Origin of the sequence: Streptomyces gardneri, from assembly GCF_006539185.1 — a bacterium.
Classification (GTDB): Bacteria; Actinomycetota; Actinomycetes; order Streptomycetales; family Streptomycetaceae; genus Streptomyces; species Streptomyces gardneri.
Window position 1 is genome coordinate 185,165 of the sequence record NZ_BJMN01000011.1, and the last position, 19,942, is coordinate 205,106.

Sequence of the window (19,942 nt, forward strand, 5' to 3'; positions counted from 1 at the left end):
CCACGGCACCAACGGCACCACGGCATCCAACAGGGAGTCCGAGTGAGCAGTGCGGGAGTGAACGGGGCGTACGGGGAGGCGGTTTCGCGCCGCGAGGCCTCCTCCGGCGGGATCCACCGGTTCGTCGTCTTCGGCGACATCTGCGGATCCGGCACCCTGAACATGGCCGAGAAAGAGCTGCACCGCACGGCGATGTACGCGGCGTTCGACGAGGCGTACGCCTCCGTCGGGGTCGAGCCCGGCACCTACCACCAGGAGGACCGGGGGGACGGCATCCTCGCCGCCCTGCGCCCCGACATGCCGCCGAGGCTCATGGTCGGACGGTGGATCGACACCCTGTACGAGAGCCTCCGCGCCCACAACACGGGCCGCAGCCCACGGCTGCGCCTGCGGATCGGCATGAACGCCGGGCTCGTGGTCCAGGACCGCCACGGGCTCGTCGGGCGGGCGGTGGACCTCGCCGCCCGGCTCTGCGACAGCCCCACGGCCAAGCGGATCATGGCGGAGGCCCCCGACGTCGACCTGCTCGTCGTGGTCTCCGACTGGCTGTACGGGAACGTCGTCGCCGAGGGCGGGCGGTACGTGGAGCCGGACCACTACCGGCGGGCCCGGATCCGGTCCAAGGAGACCGACGAGGCCGCCTGGTTCCATGTGCCGCGGCGTGCCGCGCCGCCGCTGATCGGGCCCGAGGGGGAGGCCGTGCCGGGGGGCGCGGACGCGGGGCGGCGGGTGCCCGGGGTGGGTTCAGGAGCCGGCGTTGGGCCGTCGCGGGGGGACGGCCCAACGCCCCGAACCGGCGGTGGGAACCGCACGTACAACGTCAAGGGAGACCTGCTCGACATCCACGGCAACACCATCCACGGCGGGTTCACCGGCATCCGCAAGGACGCGGGGGCGGGTGAGCCGGAGTGAGCGACGACCAGGACGACGGCGCCTCCTCGCACGAACCGCATGAACGGAACGAACCGCACGAACGGCACGAACCGCGAGAGTCGCAGGAGTCACAGGAGGGGGGCCGCGGCTCGGGCGGCCGGGAAGGCGCCGCCGACCGGGGGGAAGGCGCCGGGGAGCAGCCGCGCGAGGTGAGCGTCTTCGCGTCCGCCGACCGGAGCCCCCTCGGCGGCGACGGCGACACCGGAGGCGCCGCCACGGCGCGCCGGGCCCTGCGGACCTGGGCGGCCGCCGAGGGCGACCGCCACACCACCTTCCTCGGCGACGGCACCCTCTTCGAGGGCAACCAGTTCTTCTCCGTGTTCGGCTCCGACCACTCCTCGCACTTCGTCCGGGGCCCCGTGCCGGCCGAGACGCTCGCCGACCTCGGGCGGGTGTACTGCGAGATCGCCGGCTACCAGCAGATGAAGCAACGGCTCCGCGACCACCGGGTCCTCGTCCTCTGCGGCGAGCCCGGCAGCGGCCGCAAGGCCACCGCGCTCGCCCTCCTCGACGAACTCACCGGCGGCAACGTCTTCCGCCTGGACCCGCGCCACGGCGTCGACGAGATCACCGAGGAGGCCCTCCAGGAACGCTGCGGCCACCTCATGGAACTGCTCACCGAGGACGTCCGGACGGAGAGCGAGCCACGGCACTCCCGCTCCGGCCGGGCCGAGGGCGCCGGCTCCGCGCGCCGCCCCGCCACCCGCCTCTCCGAACTGCACCTGGACCGCTTCGGAGATCTGCTGCGCGGCCGGGACGCGTACGGCATCGTGCTCGTCGAGAGCGGCGAGCTCGCCGACCGGATGTTGCGCGGGCGGTACGGGACGTCCTGCGCGCCGCCGCCCGCCGACGAGGTCCTCCGGCGCCACCTGCGGGTCCGGCTGCGCGGCGAGCCGCCCGAGGCCCTCGCCGCCGCGTGGGAACTCGCCGAGCGCCCCGACGTCGTCAGGGCCGTCGGCCTGGAGGAACTGCGCCCGCGCGAGGCCGCCCGGTTCGCCGACCACCTCGCCCGCCACTGGCGCGGCGAGGCGACGGACGAGCAACTCCTCGGCGAATGCGCCACCTTCGTGGCCTCCCAGGCACGCGAGTGGTTCTCCGGCGCCGACCGGCCCGGCACGCTCCCCGAGGCGCTCCCCGCGCTGAACACCGGGGCGTTCCGCATCGCCGTCGCCGTCTTCGACGGCTCCGCCTACAGTCTCGCCGCCGAGGCGGCCGAACTCCTCGCCTGGGAGCTCGCCGTCGCCCTCGACCCCGAACACGCCCCGGGGAGGCGTCTGTTCGGCACGCGCGCCGAGCACCGCCCGATGCGGGCGCGCGCCGTCCTGGAGGACGGCGAGCTGGACCTCGGTCCGGCGAAGGTACCGGTGCGGGCCGTCCGCTTCCAGGGCGAGGCGCTCGCCGGCGCCGTCCTCGGAGAGGTCTGGCACGGCTACCACAACGCCCGCGGCCCGGTCGCGCGTTGGCTGCGGTCACTCTGCGACGACCCGCGCGCGGAGGTGTGGGTGCGGGCCTCCGTCGCCGCCGGCGTGCTCTGCTCCTGGGACTGGATCCACGGCTTCCGCGAGCTGATCGTCCCCCTCGCCGTGACGGACGTACCCGTCGCCCGCCTGGCCGCCGCGACCGCGCTCGCCGAGTCCGCCCGCGACCCCCGGGTCAGGCCGGCCGTCGCCGCCGTGCTCAAGGACTGGGCGGTGTCCGAGGACTCCACGCTCGTCGGGACCACCCTGCTGACCCACGGCTACGTCCTGGCCGCCGGGGGAGTGCCCGGCTCGCTCGAAGCCCTCGCGCGGGTCGTCCGGGCCCACGAGGCCGCCGACGCCGAGGTGCTGGTGCTCGCCGCGTTCAGCGTGGCCCGGCTGCTCGCCTCCGGCGAACCCGAGACCGTGGTGCGGCGGCTTCACCTGTGGCTCGACGACGGGCGGCTCACCCTCGCCAACGTGGTCCACCTCGCCGTCATCCGCGCGCTGAGCACCCGGACCACCCACCTGTGGGGACTGCGGGACGTGCCCGAGCTCGACCCGCACGCGGCCCGCCCGCTGCTCGTGGCGCTGCTCGCCACCCGGCCGGGCCTCGCGCCCGAGCTCGCCCGGCTGCTGCGGAACACGCTCGCCACGGCGCGCGCGGGGTCGGCGGCCCTGGAGGCCCTCGGCGGTCTGCTCCGGCGGGCGGCCAAGGACGAGGAGGCGCTCGGCCACGTCTGCCGCTTCCTGCCGCTCCTCGCCGTGGACCGCCGCGACCGCGACCGCCTCAGGGGCCTGCTGAACGAACTGGTCCGGGACCGTGACCGGCCCCTGGACAGAGGCGCGGCGCGCCGCATGTGGGACGCCGTGACGGAAGGAGCGAACCGATGAGCGGGCCCGAGCAGAACAGACGCGCGCGACCCGACGAGCGGGCGCGGTGGGACGACCGGGCGCCGGACGACCGGGCGCGACAGCGGTACGAGGAGTCCTCCGGGCGCGTGGGGGACGACCGGGAACGGCAGCAGTGGTCCGAGCGCGAGCAGCGGGAACGCGAGTGGGAGCGGCAGCGGCGGGACCGGTACGACGGTCAGGGCGAGGGGCGCGCGGGCGACCGGGGCCAGGGCCGGGACCGACAGCGTGAGCCGGGGATCGAGCAGGGGCGTGAACAGGGGCGTGAACAGCGGCAGGGGGGCGCACGGGTGCCGGAGGGCGGGGAACTGGACGCAGAACGGGGCAGGGAACAGGGCAGGGGCCGCGACGGGGGACGGGGCGAGGCGTGGGACGAGGTACGGGGTGAGGGACGGGACGGCGCGCGGGGCGGCGGCCGGGTGAGGGAGCAGTGGAGCCCCGAGGCCTCGGGGCGGCCGCGCGGACCGCTCCTCCGTGAGTACGCGCCCCCGTACCGCCGCCGGAGCGGGAGGGTCGCCGCCGTGCTCCTCTACCGCAACGGCGGGCATCGCGTGGCCTGGCCGGATCGCAACGAGGACGTGAACAAGCCGCTGATCGGCTCCCCGTACACCGTCTTCGAGGTCCAACTCGGCCGCAACGTCACGGAGTTCCGGCTCCAGCTGCCCGCCGCCGGGGACGGCGTCTTCTTCGAGGCCGTCGCCCGGGTCCAGTGGGTGGTGACCGATCCGCACCTCGTCGTCCAGGAACAGGTCGAGGACGTAGCCGAGTTGCTGCACGACGAGCTGCTCGACCGACTCCGCCGGCTGTCCCGGAGGTTCCGCATCACCGAGGCGCAGCGCGCCGACGAGGCGGTGCGGGACGAACTGAACGCCGGACGCTTCGTCCTCGGCCGGGACATCGGTCTGAAGACCCGCGTCCATGTCTTCATCGACCTCGACGACCAGGTGAAGGCCGAGGTCTACCGGCGCGACCGGGTCGGCGTGACGATGGAGGCCGACGCGCGCGAGGCCGAGGCGGAGCGCCGCAAGGACGCGGCCGAACGGGCCAGGATCGCCGACCGGGCCCGCGAGATCGAGGCCCTCTTCCGGCGCGGGGACCTCGCCCAGATCGCCCATCACATGGCGATGCACCCCGACAAGCAGTGGGAGATCCGCACACAGCTCCAGCGGGAGCGGCGCGAAGGCCAGGAGGACTACCTCGCGGTCTTCAACCGCCTCCTCGACACCGGTGTCCTGGAACGGCACGACATCGGCGAGCAGATGTACCAGGTCCTCATGTACCTGCGGACGCAGACCAGCACCGTCGTCGGCGGCATCACCGACCACGTGCTCAACCCCTCGGGCGGACCGGGGGGCGAGCGGGCGCGGCGCGCCCTGGAGGAGGGAACTCCGGAGCCGGTCCGACCGGACTGGGGCGACGAGTACGGGGAGCGCGCGGAGCGTACGGATCATGCGGAGCACGGGGAACGCACGGAGCGCGACGACGCCCCGCCCGACCGCCGCGTCTACGAACCGACCCGCGTCGAGTCCGGCTCCGACCGGGAGCGCGACCGGGAACGCGATCGGGAACGCGATCGGGAACGCGATAGGAACCGGGACGACCGGGAGAGGGTGCGGGAGCGGGAGGAGTTCCGGGAGAGGGACGGGGACGGCGAGGGCTACCGGTACGGGGACCGCGAGCGGGGCCCCGGCCGGCGGGACGCCGACCGTGACCGGTACGAGCGGGACGACCCGTACGACCGGTTCGACCGCGACGACCCGTACGACCGCGGGGGCGCCGGCGGGACCCGCCGGTCCTCCGGGCCCGTGCGCCCCGGCCGCCCCAGCGAGGAGTTCGACGACTGGGAGGACGAGTGACGACACCGGACCCCACGCCGACTCCGGCCCTGACGACACCGGACCTGACGCCGACTCCGGACCCGACGTCGGTCCCGGGTCCCTCGCCGGACCCGGGCCCCTCGCCGACCCCGCCCCGCGCGGACTCCGCCGCCGTCCCGGTGGCACCCGACGAGCTGCGGTTCATGGCCGAGCGGCTGCTCGCCACCGTCCGCGAGGACATCGGGCGGGCCGACACCAAGGCCGCGATCCTGCTCTCCGGCGCCCTCGCCTTCCTCGCCGTCGTGTTCTCCGGCGACCGCGCCCCGATGCCCACGGCCGGTGTCGGGCTCGGCCTCCTGCTCGTGGCGGGCGCGCTGTGGACCGTCGGCGTCCTGATGCTCGTGTCGGTGGTCCTGCCCCGCACCCGCATAGGGGCGGAGCGCACACTCCTGCGCGACCTGGCGGCCGGCCCGTCCGAAGGCGAACTGCGCGAGCGGCTCGCCCCGCCCGGCGCGGACGCCACCGGCTGGCTCCTCGAACAGGCCAGCGTGCACGGGCTCGTGCTCGCGGCGAAGTACCGGTGGCTGCGCCTGGGCGTGTCCGCGCTGGCGCTCGGCGCCCTCCTGGCCCTCCTCAGCGAACTGTGGTGAGAGTGACGATGCAGTGGACGAACAAGGGGAGCGCCCTGCTCCTCGCCGGTGCGCTGCTCGCGCTCACCGGCCCGCTCGCGACCGCCGGGACCTCCGGCGCGCCGCGGGGACCCCGAGCGGTCGCCGAGCCCGCCGAGGGCCCCGACCCGATCGACTTCGCCGTCGTCGTCGACCAGTCGAAGAGCCTGGCCGACAAGGACCTGGCGCGCGAGACGGAGGCGGCGGGGCTGCTCAGCCAGGGCGAGATATCCGAACGCTCCCGGGCGACCGTCATCGGCTTCGGCAGCTCGGAGAAGGCCGGCCAGTCGCCCGTACGCGAGGTCTGCGCGCTCACCGTCGCCGACGCGGCGGGCCGTGAGCGGCTCAGCGACTGCGTCCAGCTCCTCAACAAGCGCGACGCGGCCCGGATGGGGCCGGGCACCGACTTCCCGGCGGCCATCCGCCAGGCCGTCACCCGCCTCACCCAGAAGAGCGCCACCGGCGGCGCGGCGGCGCACGCCCCCGCCAAGTACAAGGTCGTCTTCCTCCTGACCGACGGCAAACTCGACGTCTCCGACAGCCCCGAGTACGGCACGGATCCCGTCAGCCGCCGCTCCAACGGCGAGCGGCGGCTCACCGAGGAACTCGCCCGCGCCCGGGCGGCCGGAGTCCAGATCTGGCCCCTCGGCTTCGGCACCGAGATCGACCGCGCCGCCCTCACGGCCATGGCCGAGGGCGGCTACCGGGGCACGTGCTCGGCGGTGCCGGGCTCCGCGCCCCACATGCGGGTCGTCGCGAGCTCCGCCGACCTCGACAAGGCGCTCCAGGAGACCTTCGCCGCCGCCCGCTGCGCGCGGATCTCGCACGGCACCGCAGGCAAGCCGCCCGCCGACCTGTCGGTCGTCATCCCGCCCATCGCCACCGACGGCTCCCTCACGGTCTCCAAGCACGACCCGAAGGTCCGCGTCACCTATTTCGACCCGGCGGGCCGCAAGGTCCCCACCCGGGGCGAGTTCGACGGCTCCACCTTCGAGGTCGGCGGGCAGGACGGACCGGTCGAGGCGCTACGCGTGAAGAACCCGCTGCCCGGCCGCTGGCGCGTGCACATCGAGGCGCCGGAGGGCCACCGCGACCGCGAGGTCGTCGTCCGGGCCATCTGGCAGGGCAGGCTCAGTTCCGACGTCACCCTGGACCCGGCCTCCCCGCGCCCCGGCGAGCAGGTCACCGTGGCCGTACGGATGCAGACCCGGCGCGGGGTGACCATCACCGACCCCCGTCAGCTCGCGGGGCTCGCGGTCACGGCCGAACTGCGCGGCGCGGGCTTCGCCCCCGTGACCTTCCGGCTCGCCGACGACGGGAAGGCCCCCGACCGCAGGGCGGGCGACGTCCGCTTCACCGGGACGCTCACCGTGCCCGCCGGCGCCACCGGCGACCTCCGGCTCACGACCCGCATGTCGGCGCCCGGCGTCACCTCCGACCGGCGGCCGCTGCACGCCCGCATCGCCCAGGGCACACCGCTCCTCACCGCCGGACTCGCCTTCGACCGGGCGACCGTGCACCCCGGCGGCACCGTCCGCGGCACCCTCGACGTCACCAACAACGACGCGGGACCGCGCGCCCTGCGGCTCGCCGTGGAGAACCGGACGCCCGGCGCCGAGCTCACCGTCTCCCCGGCGACCGTCACCGCACCGCCGGGCGGGAGCACGCGCATCCCCTTCACGGTGACCCTCGGCGGCGGCACGCCCCTCGGTGAACTGGGCGGCCGGATCGCGGTCGTGGACACCGGCGACGGCGACCGCGTCCTCGACGACGACTTCCTCGACGTCCTCGTCGTGGCCCCGCCGACCTGGTGGGACCGCTGGTGGAAGGTCGTCGTCGGCGGAGCGGCGGTCCTCGCCGTCGTCGCCGCGCTCCTCATCGCGCATGCGGTGGTCAGGCACCGCCGCCGCGACCTCACCGGGGTCACGCTCGAACTCCGCGGGGACGGGCGCGTCCTCGACTCCCTCACCGTCCGCCGTGGCCAGAGCGTCCGCGGTTCCTTCCCCTTCACGGTCGACGACGCGGGCGGCGCGCCGCCCGCACTCCGCAGGGCCCGAGAGGGCTCCTCGTCCGGCGCCCACGTCCTGCGCCGCACGGGCACCGGCCAGCTGCTGCTGCGCCCCCGGGGCGGAGCGCGGGTGGCCCTGCGGCAGGGCGAGCCGGTCGGCCTCGACGCGTACGAACTCGTCGTACGGGGCGGGGGGACGGGCCGCGGCGGCAGGACGGACCGCGCCCGCAGCGACTCCGGATACGACACCGACACCGATTCCGGTTTCGGCGTCGGGTACGGCTCCGGATACGGCTCCGGCTCCGCATACGGCTCGGGCGCGGGCGCCGGCTTCCGTACGGACGACGGTCTCGGCCTCGGTTTCGGTGCGGACGACGACGGCTCCGGTTTCGGTACGGGCGACGGGAGCGGGTCCCGTACGGGCGAGGGTTCCGGATCCCGTACGGGCGACGGCTCCAGGTCCCGTACGCGTACCGACCAGGAAGCCCGCGTTCCGTGGCCGCGCCGGTTCGGGCGGCCCCGACGGTCCGGTCGCTCCGGCTCCGGAGCCGGCGACCCCACGACGACCGATCCCGGAGCCGGAGAGGGAGCCGGCAGCGGAACGAGCAGCGGAACAGGACGCAGTACGGGAACGGGCGGCACGACCGCCGGGGACCCGGACCCCAACTTCTGAACGGGCCCCCAAGGGAGACGACATGAAGATCTACCAGCCCATGCTCTTCGTCGGGCTCGGCGGCACCGGCGGACGCATCGGCACCGAGCTCGAGCGCAGCCTCCGCCGGGAGCTCTGCGGCCCCGACGGCACCGACCTCGTCGACGGCGGCCGCCGGATGCCCTTCCAGCTGCCGGACTGCCTCCAGTTCGTCTACGCCGACTTCAGCGAGGCGGAGCTCGCGAAGCAGCCGCAGTTCAAGGGCAAGGGCGCCGAGGGCGCCGCCTTCGCCCGCACGTCCCGGATGATCCGGGACCTGCTGCCCACCGACTTCGACTCCTCTCCCGAGGTCACGGAGATGCTCCGCGTCTCCGTCCCCGAGGAGACCCGGCTCTGGCTGCCGCCCCGGATCCGGCAGCCGCGCGTCGCCCCCCTCAACAGCGGTGCGGGGCAGCTGCCCACCGTCGGGCGCTCCGCGCTGTTCGCGACCCTGCGCTCCGGCCTGGAACCCGTCCTGCGGCAGCTCCGCGAGGCGATCGGCGCCATCGGCCAGTCGGCCGGCGACCTCCAGCGGGTCGGCGGCGGCCGGATCCGGGGCTGCGACGTCTTCGTCGCCTTCTCCGTCGCCGGCGGCACCGGCGCCGGCATCTTCTACGACTTCATCCACCTCGTCGGGCACGAGTTCCGCAACGCCAGGGTGCCCGGGGTGAAGATCTACCCGCTCGTCGTCATGCCCTCGGCGTTCCCGCCGGAGGCGGGCGGCGGACGCGAGGCCGAACTCAACGCCGCCCGCGCCCTCGTGGACCTCTCACGGCTCGTCGACGACCAGAACATGCCCGACTCCACCGACTCCGTCGGCGACGTCGAGCAGCGCGGCCGGCTCAGCGTCACGTACCCCAGGGACGGGGTCGTCGCCCTGCGCCCCGCGACCATGCAGACCGCCTTCCTCTTCTCGAAGCCGTCCGTCATCGGAGCCGAGGACCTGCGCCGCTCCATCACCGCCATGGTGATGTCGCTCATCGGCACCGAACTCAGCGAGTCCAACGGCGGGGTGGCCCAGGCCGACGACGACTACCAGTCCTTCGCGGAACGGTTCGTCAACAAGGCCGTCGAGCGCTCGACGCCCGCCCGCTCCGGCATCGGCTACCGGGGCATGTCCACCAGCCTCGCCGCCTCCCTCACCGTCCCCGTCGACGACCTCGCCGAGATCGTCGCCGCCCGGCTCCTCGCCCAGGCCGTGCGGGGCATGGACGAACGGGCCAGGCGGCCCGCCCGGGACGGATCGGAGGCGGTCCGCGACCTCTTCGTCCGCTCCGGCATCGGCCGGCTCTGGAACCGCGAGGCACCGGACGTCCCCGGACCCGAGGACCTCCCCAGGGGCCGCAAGGACATCGCCCAGGAACTGCAGCACCGGCTCGGGGACATGGAGGACGCACTCCGCCGCCTCGACACCAACCTCGCCCGCGAGATACCGCGTCTCACCGAGGACTTCAGGCCGGGCTACGGTGCTCGCGAACTCCTCGGCCTCATCGGCCCGTTCCAGCTCGAAGCCGTCCTGCACGGTCTGCCCGGCCACCCCGAGAGGGTCGCCAGGGTGGGCTTCACCGGCATGCTCGACAACCGGCGCAACGAACCCGAACGACCCTCCCACGTCCAGGCCGCCGCCCCGCCGATTCCCCCTATCAAGGGCACCTTCGGCGGCGTCGTACCGGCCCGGTGGAACGACCCCGACGTCCAGGACACGCTCGCCGCGCAGCAGGCCTGGTACCAGTGGCGCGCCCGGAGCCTCTGGCACCGCGGCTGGCAGGCGGGCGAGGCCCAGTGGCGGCTCGCCCTGACCCGGACCGTCAACGAGCTCGGCGAACTCACCAAGGCGCTCCGCGCCCACGAGCAGGACGAGGCACGGAACTTCGCCGACCGCCGCCGCGAGCTCTACCGGGACGACCGCGCCGGCATCGCCTACCTCCTGCCCCCGCAGAACACCCTGCGCGCCTTCTACGACGACGTCGTCGACCGGCTCGCCCAGAGCGAGGGCCTCCCCGAGGCCACCGACGCGGCGACCCTCCTCGACAAGCTGGTCCGGCCCGACGACTGGCGCAACGCCCTCGACGCGGTCCGCCGCTCGCCGGGAGCGCCGGTCAAGGAGATCAAGCAGGTCCTCGAACGCCGGGTCAAGAAGCTCTTCGGCGAGGCCAACGAGGCCAAGTTCACCCGCCCCCTCCTGCCCTCCATGGAGCTGCTGCTGCGGGCGGCGGCGGGCGACGAGAGCGCCGAGTCGAAGGTCGACCCGCGCTGGCTCGACCAGTTCCGCGCCCGGCTCGCCGGACTGCTGCCCGTCGGCTTCGTGCCGGACGGCAGCGGTCCGATGAAGATCCTCATCGTGCACCCGGCCAGCGAGTCCGACGGGCGGGCCGCCGGCTTCCTCCGGCAGGCGCTCAACCTGCCCGCCAAGGCCGACCAGGAGTACCGGGCCGTCGACACCCACTCCCTCACCGTCGTCCTCTTCCGCAGCGGCATGAACCTCACCGACATCTCCGAGGTCCGCAACGTCCTCAGCCTCTGGTCCGAGGCCCGTGACTCGGCCGGGGAGGACGACTTCCTGCACTGGCGCCAGCGGCTCGGCTACCAGGACGACTGGCTCGTCGCCACCGAGCAGGACCGTCAGCGGATCATGCACCGGCTGCTCTGCGCGATGTGGAACGGCGACATCGCCACCGAAGGTCCGGCCGAGTCGCCCGACCTCGTCCGGATCAGGCTCCGGGAGGGCGAGTCCGCGACCATGTCGCTGCGCCTGGAGGCCTTCGACGGCTCGCTCTCCAGCTGGGCGGGGATGCTGCGCGCGTACGAGCGCTGGGCACTGCTCGACGAGGGTCAGATCATCGAGGTGTTCTGCGAACGCCTCATGCGCACCCTGCCCAAGGGCCTCACGCAGGTGCCGCAGCCGCCGTCACGGCTCTTCACCCACTTCGTGGAGGAGGTCGCGCCGCGCCAGCTCGTCCTGCTCGACCGGCTGGAGGCCGAGTACCGCGAGTACGGCGACACGGACGTCGAATGGCTCGCCCCGCTGCGGCAGTTCTGGGAGGTCACCTTCCCGGGCGCCCTCGACATGCGCTTCCCGCCCGGGACCCGCGCGACCCGCTCCACCCTCCGCGCCCTCTTCGACCGGCACGGGCCGGGGGGAGCGGAGAGAGTGCGGAGCCGGGGGGTGGGAGCCGCGAGTCAGGAGCAGGGCCAGCGGGAAGGGCAAGGGCAGGGCCAGAGGGAAGACCAGGGCCAGCGGCAAGGCCAGGGCCAGGGCCAGGGGCACGGGCAGAGGCAGGCGCCTGAGCAGGCGCCTCCGCCGGGCGCGGGGCGGTACGGACAGGCTCGTGGTTCCGGCGGGTCCGGCGGGTCCGGCGGGTCCGGCGGCTCCAGCCGGTCCGATGGCTCCGGGCGATCCAATGGCTCCGGGCGGTTCGGCGGCTCCAGCGCGTCCGGTGAATCCGGCGGGTCCGGTGACCCCGGCCGGTTCGGCGGGTCCGGTGACTCCGGCCGGTCCGGCGGCTCCAACGGGTCCGGCTCCAACGGGTCCGGTGGCTCCGGCCGGTCCTTCTACGACGGGGACTGGGAGCTGGAGCCCGAGCCCGAGCTCGAACCCGACGGGTACCCGTGGGACCTGGAAGAGGAGGAGCAGTGAACCACCGGGTCCTCCCCGAACGGCCCCTGCCGGGCCATGCCGTCTGCCTCGATCTGCGGGCGGGCGGGCCGGACGACCCCGGCGCCGCCGTCCGCGCGGCGCTGGACGTCCCGCAGCCCGGCGGCGAGCGACGCTTCCTCGTCGTCGACGAGGCCGCCGGGCTCGTCGGCCACCAGCTCCTCTACGAGCGCCTGTCCTCCTACGGCCCCGCCCAGATCGTGTGTCTGGCCGTCGGCGCCGGCGGCGACCGGACGCTGCGCCGCACCCTGACCCTGCGCCCGCCCGCCGCCGGAGTCCTGTGGCTCCTCGACACCGGAGGCGACGACAAGGCCGACGGGTGGGACCCCTCGGGCGACGCCGTCCTGCGCCCGCTCGTCGAGGTGCTGGCCACCCCGGAGGTCTTCGACGCCGTCCTCGGCTCGCTCGGGGAGGTGGTGCACGGCGTGGCCGTACCCGCCGTGCGGGTCCTGGAGCACGACCTCACCGACGAGGCCCGCGCACGGGCCTGGCGGCAGGCCGTCGACGGGCTGACGGGCCCCGAGGTGCCGGCCGGGTCCGCCTCCCCGGAAGGGGTGCCGGGCACGCTCGCGCTGCTCCTCGGCGAGGGCGTGCCGCGCTCCCTGTCCGGTCACGACTGGCTCCCCGCGGGCGGCCGGGCGGGGGCCCGGCTCGCCGCCTGCCAGGAGGCACTCGAAGACGCCGTCGACGGTCACGACCGGGTGCGGGGCGTCGCGGGGCTCCTCGGCGGGGCGGGCCGTGACGTCGACCTGCCGGGGGACATCGAGCGGCTCACGGAGGAGCTGGCCCGGTTCCGTACCGCCGTCGCGGACGCGTTCGGAGCCGCGGGCGGCACCCGGCTCACCGCCGAGCACCGCGGGCTGCTCCGTGAGCGCGGGGTCGAACTCCCCGAACTGCCCCGGGAGATCACCCGGGCCGGGATCGTCCCGGCGCTGCGGGACCACACGTACGACCTGATCGGCCGGGGCCTGCCGCTGCGCTCCGTGGCGGCCCGGCTCTCCGCGCTCTCCGCGCGCACCGCCCCGGCGGGCAGCGCCTCCCGGCTCGCGCGGCTCGACGCGATCTGCGGTCCTGAGCGGCTGCGGCGGCTCGGGGGCCGGTATCCCTTCACGGCCGGCGGCTCGCGGCCCGCGGCCTTCGCGCTGACCGGCCTCCTCGCGCTGCTCGCCGGGGTGTGGCCGGTGCTCGGCTGGATCCTCGGCCCGGCCGTCGGCGTCCTCGCCGCCGTACTCGCCTGGCTGATGCTGCGGCACAGGCCGAACCGTTCGCCGGACGGGCGGATCGACGGCGGCGGCGCCACGGGCGCGGCGCCCCGGCTCGTCGGCGGAGTCCTCGGCGGCCTCGCCGGGGCGGGCCTCGGCCAGTTCCTGGGCCCGCCGGTCTGGGCCGGTGCCGTGGCCCTGGCCGTGTCCGCCTCGGCCGTGGTCGTGCTCGCGCTGCGGGACTGGACCCGGGCGGTGGACGACTGGTGGGCGCGGGCGGACCCGGAGGAGGCGGGCCGGATCGTGCGGGAGATCCACGCCCTGGTCGTGACGACCGCCGTGCACGACTGGCTCTTCGCCGAGGTGCGCCACCACTGCTCGGCCGGTGCCGGCGCCGTGTCCCGCCTGCTGCGCGGCCTCGCGGAGACCGCCGACGCGTACGGCGGGGGGAGGGCGCCGGACCGGGGGTCGGACTGGACGTCGGACTGGACGTCGGATCCGGCGCCGGACCGGACGTCGGATCGTGCCGCGCGGGACTGGGCGTCCTGGGACGACGAACCCGCGGAGCCCACGTCGGGTCCGCGCCCGGGTCCGAGCCCGGCCGGTGGCGCCGACACCACCACGGCCACCTGGAGTTGGGACGACTGGAGCGACAGCGGGGAGGAGGACGGCTGGGCGGACATGGCCGAGGAGCCGCCGGTACGGAATCCGGCCGCGTCCTCCCACGCGCCGCCGTCACCCCCGTCGGCCCCGCACCCGCAGTCGTCCCCACATCCGCCATCCTCCCCGCAGCCCGCGCTCGCGCCCGCTCCGGCCTGGCTGGAGCGGCGGTACGGGGACGGGGGACCCGCACTCGTGGACACGCTCGTCGGCGACCTGGTCGCCGGTACCGTCCTCCTCCTCGACGGCTGCTGGGCGGGCATCGAACGCGACCCCGGCGGCACGGAGCACACGGCGCAGGCACGGCGGCTGACGGAGCTCCTGGACGACGCCCGGATCCGCCTGGAGCGCGATGCGGCGGCCTCGCCCCCGCCTCCGTACGAAGGCCTCCGCGACCTCGGCGCGGTCACCTCGCTCGCCGCGTTCACCGACCGCTCCGAGCGGCCCGACGCGGCCCGCCTCACCGGTGTCGCCCCGGACGCCGTGGCCCGGCTGCTGCTCGCCGAGGACGACCCCGGCAGCACGGTCGCGCTCTGCGGCCCCGAGCACCTGCGGCTGCTCTCCCACGACCCGCTCGCCGCCCGGCAGGTCCGCTTCGTGCCCGAGGCGATGCGGCGGGGGGCGGCGGGGGACGACATCTGGCGGGGCACCGCCGAGGGCGTCGTGTGGACCGGTGCGGGACGGCACGCCGGCATCCTCCGCCTCGTACCGCTGCGCGCGGACGTCGTGCACACCGTCCGCGCCGAGGAGGCGGGAGAACCGTGACCGACCCGATCCACCCGAACGACCCGAACCACCCGAACCACCCGAACCATCCGATCAACCCGATCTACCTGAACGAACCGGACGCCCCCGGCCCGGACGCCACGCAGAGCCACCCGTTCGACCCCCACCACCCCGACCACCTGAGTGAGCCCATGAGCCCTCCGCACCCGTACTACGAGGAGCTGGAGTTCCTCAGCCACCGCGAGGAGCCGGTCCGCTTCACCGTCCGGTTCGGCGACGACCGCAGACCGCCCGGCCGGCCCGGAATCCTCGCGCGCCGGGCCACGCTGGGTGCGGGATGGCCGGTCCTGCAGTTCCGGCTGACGGCCTCCGCGCAGGCCGACCTTCATGCGTACGGCCTCCTGGAGCGCGAGGTCGCTGCCGCGGTCTCCCTCGAACGGCGTTACGGGGACGAGAAGTTCGGGGCCGTCCTCGCCAGGGTCATCGGCTTCGACCTGGCCGCGCCCGAGCCCTTCGTGCTGTACCGGATGCCCCGCGGCCGACCGCTCACCGAGTGGGCGGGCCGCCTCGGCCCCGAGGAGCAGGAGCGGATCATCGGGCAACTCGCCCTCGCCGTACGGCTCCTGGAGAAGGCCGAGCTCGTGCACCGGGCGGTCACGCCCGACACCGTTCGGTGGGACGGAGTCCATGTGCGGCTCAGCGAGCCCTTCGCCGCGCTGCGCGCCGGCGAGGCGCGCGAGCCGTTCGGCGGCGCGCCCTGGGCTTCGCCCGAGCAGCGCGAGGGGCTCGGGGCGGCCGATCCGCGCGACGACCTGTGGTCCGTCGCCCAGCTCGGCTACTACCTCCTGTCCGGCCGCCCGGGGCGGGGCGAGGGCCCGCCCGGGGACCTCGCCGACTACCGTCGTCTCGCCGCGCTGGCCCAGAGCGGCCTCTTCTCCCCGAGGGCGGCCGACCGGCCGCGTCCCGCCGAGCTCATGCGGCTCCTGAACGTCCCCGATCCGCTCGCCGCCACCGCCGGATCCGCCGACCCGCTCGCCAGGGGCCGCGCCGAGTACGACCGCCAACTGGCGAGGAAGCGGGCCGCGTTCGAAGGAGGCCCGCCGCCAGGGGTGGATCCGTACGCCGATGCCGGCGTCGACGACGACGTGGTGGACCCCGCGCAGGATCCCCGCTCGCGCACCACCCTGATCGACCGGATCTTCGGCGGCGGGGAGGGCCTCGGCCGTCCCGGCGCTCCGGCGTCGCCGCTCGAAGCGTCGGCGGCACCGCGCTCGCGGAGCCGGATGTGCCCGCACTGCCTGCTGCCCGTCGAGTACGACGAACGCCTGCTCGTCACCATCGACGCCAAGGGCAACCGCATCCGTCTCGACCTCAGCGGCGAACGGCGCCCCGCCCACATCGCGGACGCCCTCCGCAAGGCCTACCACCGGTGCCCGCACACCGTGGAGGGAGACGAGGAGCACGAACTCCCCGTGCCCTACCTCACCAACGGCGAGCCGCTCTCCGTCGCCCTCGTCGGCAGCTCGTCCGTCGGCAAGACCCACCTCCTCGCCGCGATGCTCGGCGAGATCGAACTCGGCGGCCTCGCCCCGTACGGGCTGCGGAGCCGTCCGCTCAACCCCGAGACGCACCGCACCTATCTGCGGGAGCGCGTGCAGAATCTCCAGCAGGGGCGGCAGTTGGGCCGTACGGGACAGCAGACCTTCGCCCGCTTCGCCGACGGCCTGCTCGTCTCCGCCGGCGGTGGGACGCCCCGGCCGGTCGTCTTCTTCGACCTCGCGGGCGAGGACCTCGCGCAGGACGGCGAAGTGGCCCGCTTCCTCATGGGAGTCGACGCCTTCGTCTTCGTCGTCGACCCGCTGCGCGCACTCCGTCTCGGTTCCCTCGACCCCGTGCGGGACCAGAGCGGGCTGCGGCGCCGCGACCTCGGCGACGAGGCCTTCGCCACGGTGCTCGACCGCATCCCGAGGCAGCGCGGCGGGCTCGTCGCCGCGCCGGCGGCGCTCGCCGTCAACAAGAGCGACCTCGTGCGCTTCGAGCCGACCGTCGACCGGTGGCTCGGCCGGGCCCTGCCCGGCCGCTACGACCCCGCCGAGGCGCGGGACGAGAGCCGGGACGCCTACGCCTTCCTCGCCCATCACGCCAGCCCCGCCTGGCTCAAGCCCTTCGACGACTGCGCGAACTGCTCCCTGCACTTCGTCGCCGCCACCGGCGGGCAGGCGCGCGGCGACCGCTTTCCGCACGGGGTCCGGCCGCGCCGGGTCCTGGCGCCCCTGCTGTCCCTGTTCGCCATGTGCGGGCTGCTGCCCGGGGCGGAGCCTACGGAGGGAATCGTCCGATGACACGGTCGGAGAACGAGGTCGACCAGATCGTCTTCCGCTGGGACAGCGAGAACGCCTCGGGCAGCACCGGCTTCGGCCCGGTGGCCTGGTCCGGGCCCCGGGAGCAGGCGCAGGACCTCTTCCGGATCTCCGGTCCCATGCTGCGCGCGAGCGGCGACGAGACCCGGCCCGCCCTGATCCGGCTCCACCGGCGCCCGGGCGTGATGCTGATCCGGCGAACCCCGTTCACGGACGCCGACGGGTCGTCGTCCGTGCTCTGCCACGCGCTCGTCGGCTCGCCCGCCCTCCTCGAACCCGCCGTCTGCCTCGGCCTCCACGCCTGGAACTGGGACGGCGCCGACGTTCCGTACCTCGCCGGGGTGCGCGGCCGGATGCCGGTGGTGCGCGAGGAGGTCCTCGTACCGTCGACGGGCCAGGGGCAGGGGGAGCTCGACGAGACCCTGCCGTACGTCGTCGAGGAACTCACCGGAGCGGTCGCGGAGTTCCTGCGGAACCCCGATGACCGCTTCACGGTCCTGGACGCACGGGGCAGCACCGCCTGCCCCGTGCTGTGGGGGCTGCACAGCATGTTCGGCGCGCTCATCGACCGCCGGTGGACCTTCGCCAGCCACGACACGGCCGAACTGCCCGATCTGCGCTTCGTGTTCGTCGGCCGATGGTCGGGCGCGGCGAGCCCCAACACGGGTCGCCGCCGCGTCGACCCGCGCGAGCGGATCGACGACCGGGCGGAGGAGACGGCGACCCGGCTCGTCCGGCACCACCTGCGGGGCGTCGAGGAGGGCGGCGGCCGGGAGTACGCGGTCGGCGTCGCCCTCCACGAGGCGGCGTCCGCCCGCCGCGCCCTCCTCCTCGACACGGCGACCCGAGCCCTGGACACCCTCGACACCCAGGCCCGCCGCGGCGGCCCGCCACCCCGGGAACCGCGCTTCCCACCCGGGGGGAAGGCGGGGTACGGGGACGAGCCGGCACCGCGGTACGGGGCGACGCCGGACCCACGACGCGGGTCCGCGCCGGGGCGGCGGTACGAGCCCGGGCCGGAACCGCGGTACGAACCGGATCCGGAACCGCGGTACGAGCCGGGGCCGGAGCGGCGGTACGAACCGGATCCGGAGCCGCGGTACGAGCCCGAGCCGGACCCGTGGTCGGAAGCGGCGCCGGAACCGCGGCGCGGGTCCGGGCCGGGTCGGCGGTACGAGGTCGAGCCCGACCCGTGGTTCGAGGAGGAGCCGGAGCCACGGCGAGGGTCGGGGCCGGACGCGCGCTCCGGGCCGGCGCCGGACCCGCGGTCCGAGACAGCGGCCGACCCTCGGTACGAGGCAAGGAAGGAGCCGAGGTCGCAGGCGACGCCGGAGCCACGGCACGGGTCAGGACCGGAGCCACGGCACGGGTCAGGACCGGACGCGCGGCACGGGTCAGGGGCCGACGCGCGGTCCGGGGCCCCCACGGACCGACGACCCCGGGCCGTACCGGAGCAGGGGCATCGGGCCGCGCCCGAAGCGGGCCGCCCGGCCGCGCCCGAGCCGCGCTCCACGGCCGAACCGGAAGCGACGTACCCGGCCGTGCCGGACCCGCGGCGCTCCCCGGCCCCTCGCCAGGACTCCGGCGGCCGCGCGCCGGCGGATCAGGCCTGGCCCCCTGTCTCGCCCGACGCGGGGCACCCGCCGTCCTCTCCGGAGCCCTGGGACGGCGGCGACCAGGCCTCGCCCCGCCACGGCCGCCCCCTCCAGGACCCGCCCCGGCACACGACGGAGCCGTACACGGACACCTCCCACGGGGAGGCCCCCGGCGGGGCCGACCCCTGGGCCACGGACATGCCGGCGCGCGAGGGCGCTCCGGCCCCCGACCCGGGTTCCGCGCCCGTCTCCGCACCCACCCCCACCCCCACCCCCGCACCCCTCCGGTCCCACCCCGCCCCCGACCGGGCGGACGACCCGTACCCCCGTCCCGTCCTCCCGTTCGTCGGTGCCCAGTGGACCGGTCCGGGCGCCGGCGGCGGTCGGCGGGTGTGGGCCAGGTTGCCGTGGGGGAGGGAGCGGGAGGCCGAGACCGGGCTCGTCCACCGGCTGCCGACCGCGTACGACGTGGAGGAGGCCCGCGGCTTCGTCGAGCGGGCGGGCAGCCGCGAGCTGCTCGACGCCCTGCGGCGCCCGCAGAAGTACGTGGTCGTCACCCTGCTCCTCCGGGAGATCGCCCGCCGCCTGCCGTCCTGGGAGCATCCGGCGCGCCGCGAGCTCTGCGAGGTGGTCCTCGGCCGCGAGCTCTGGGCGGCCGCGCTCCCCGGTGCCGAGCAGGACCGCACCGAGCCGCCCGAGGAGCAGCGCGCGTCCAACGCGGCCGAGCTGCACCGCTGGGCGGTCCGGCCCATCCTCGGCGGCGGTGACGCCCCGGTCGGCACGGTCGCGGCCCTGCTCGCCCGGCTCCGGACGAGTCCCGTGCCGTCGGCCCGCGAGGCCTTCTGGCAGATCGTCGACGGCGACCGCCCCGGCCTGCCCGACGCGGTCTGGCTCACGCTCCTCAAGGAGGCGTACGGCGTCAGGCGCACCCCGCCGCCAGGTCATGTCCCGCCGCCCGGGCATGCGCCCCAGCCCGGCCACACCCCACCGCCCGGCCACACTCCACCGCCCGGCGCGCCGACACACCCGAGCGCACCCCGAGCCGTCCCCTACACGGCGCAGGACGACGAGTCGGTCAACGGCTACACCCGGCGCTTCCTGAGCCGTACCGCCGTCGTGCTCGCCCTCCTTCTCGCCGCGATCTTCGTCGCCACCGTCATGAGGTGATTCCAGCGGACAGTGCCGCCGCACCGCGCCACCCGACGGCCTCGCCGCACCGCGCCGCCGTGACCCGGGTTCGAAGGCCCGAAAGACGGGC

Annotated in this window: 9 protein-coding genes; all 9 read left to right on the plus strand. The window is 75.4% G+C overall.

Translation table 11 applies throughout. The features are described from left to right. Nucleotides 1-42: 42 nt before the first annotated feature. Genes SGA01_RS08970 through SGA01_RS40960 form a run of 9 tightly spaced genes read left to right on the plus strand, consistent with a single transcriptional unit; the run spans nucleotide 43 to nucleotide 19,851 of the window. Complete coding sequence (locus SGA01_RS08970) at nucleotides 43-912, plus strand: nucleotidyl cyclase domain-containing protein (RefSeq protein WP_229917983.1); 870 nt, start codon at nucleotides 43-45, stop codon at nucleotides 910-912. Then, nucleotides 909-3,284 carry a hypothetical protein gene (locus SGA01_RS08975; protein WP_229917985.1) on the plus strand — a complete coding sequence of 792 codons (2,376 nt, stop codon included), beginning with the start codon at nucleotides 909-911 and terminating at the stop codon, nucleotides 3,282-3,284. The genes SGA01_RS08970 and SGA01_RS08975 overlap by 4 nt, the downstream gene beginning before the upstream one ends. After that, on the plus strand, nucleotides 3,281-5,158 hold the full coding sequence (locus tag SGA01_RS08980; protein WP_141295034.1) for a hypothetical protein: 1,878 nt from the start codon (nucleotides 3,281-3,283) through the stop codon (nucleotides 5,156-5,158). The genes SGA01_RS08975 and SGA01_RS08980 overlap by 4 nt, the downstream gene beginning before the upstream one ends. Continuing rightward, nucleotides 5,155-5,769, plus strand: coding sequence for a Pycsar system effector family protein (locus SGA01_RS08990; protein WP_229917987.1), 615 nt, complete (start codon nucleotides 5,155-5,157; stop codon nucleotides 5,767-5,769). The genes SGA01_RS08980 and SGA01_RS08990 overlap by 4 nt, the downstream gene beginning before the upstream one ends. An 8-nt stretch (nucleotides 5,770-5,777) precedes the next feature. Further along, nucleotides 5,778-8,468 carry a vWA domain-containing protein gene (locus tag SGA01_RS08995; protein WP_229917989.1) on the plus strand — a complete coding sequence of 897 codons (2,691 nt, stop codon included), beginning with the start codon at nucleotides 5,778-5,780 and terminating at the stop codon, nucleotides 8,466-8,468. 22 nt (nucleotides 8,469-8,490) lie between these two features. Further along, on the plus strand, nucleotides 8,491-12,123 hold the full coding sequence (locus tag SGA01_RS42565; RefSeq protein ID WP_141295038.1) for a tubulin-like doman-containing protein: 3,633 nt from the start codon (nucleotides 8,491-8,493) through the stop codon (nucleotides 12,121-12,123). Further along, entirely contained in the window at nucleotides 12,120-14,768 is a 2,649-nt protein-coding gene (locus tag SGA01_RS09005; protein WP_141295040.1) for a hypothetical protein, read from the plus strand. Before SGA01_RS42565 ends, SGA01_RS09005 begins: the two co-directional genes overlap by 4 nt. Then, on the plus strand, nucleotides 14,765-17,071 hold the full coding sequence (locus tag SGA01_RS09010) for a protein kinase family protein (protein ID WP_229917991.1): 2,307 nt from the start codon (nucleotides 14,765-14,767) through the stop codon (nucleotides 17,069-17,071). The genes SGA01_RS09005 and SGA01_RS09010 overlap by 4 nt, the downstream gene beginning before the upstream one ends. After that, nucleotides 17,068-19,851 (plus strand): hypothetical protein, encoded by a 2,784-nt coding sequence (locus tag SGA01_RS40960; RefSeq protein ID WP_167534046.1) that lies wholly within the window; start codon nucleotides 17,068-17,070, stop codon nucleotides 19,849-19,851. The genes SGA01_RS09010 and SGA01_RS40960 overlap by 4 nt, the downstream gene beginning before the upstream one ends. Nucleotides 19,852-19,942: the final 91 nt, after the last annotated feature.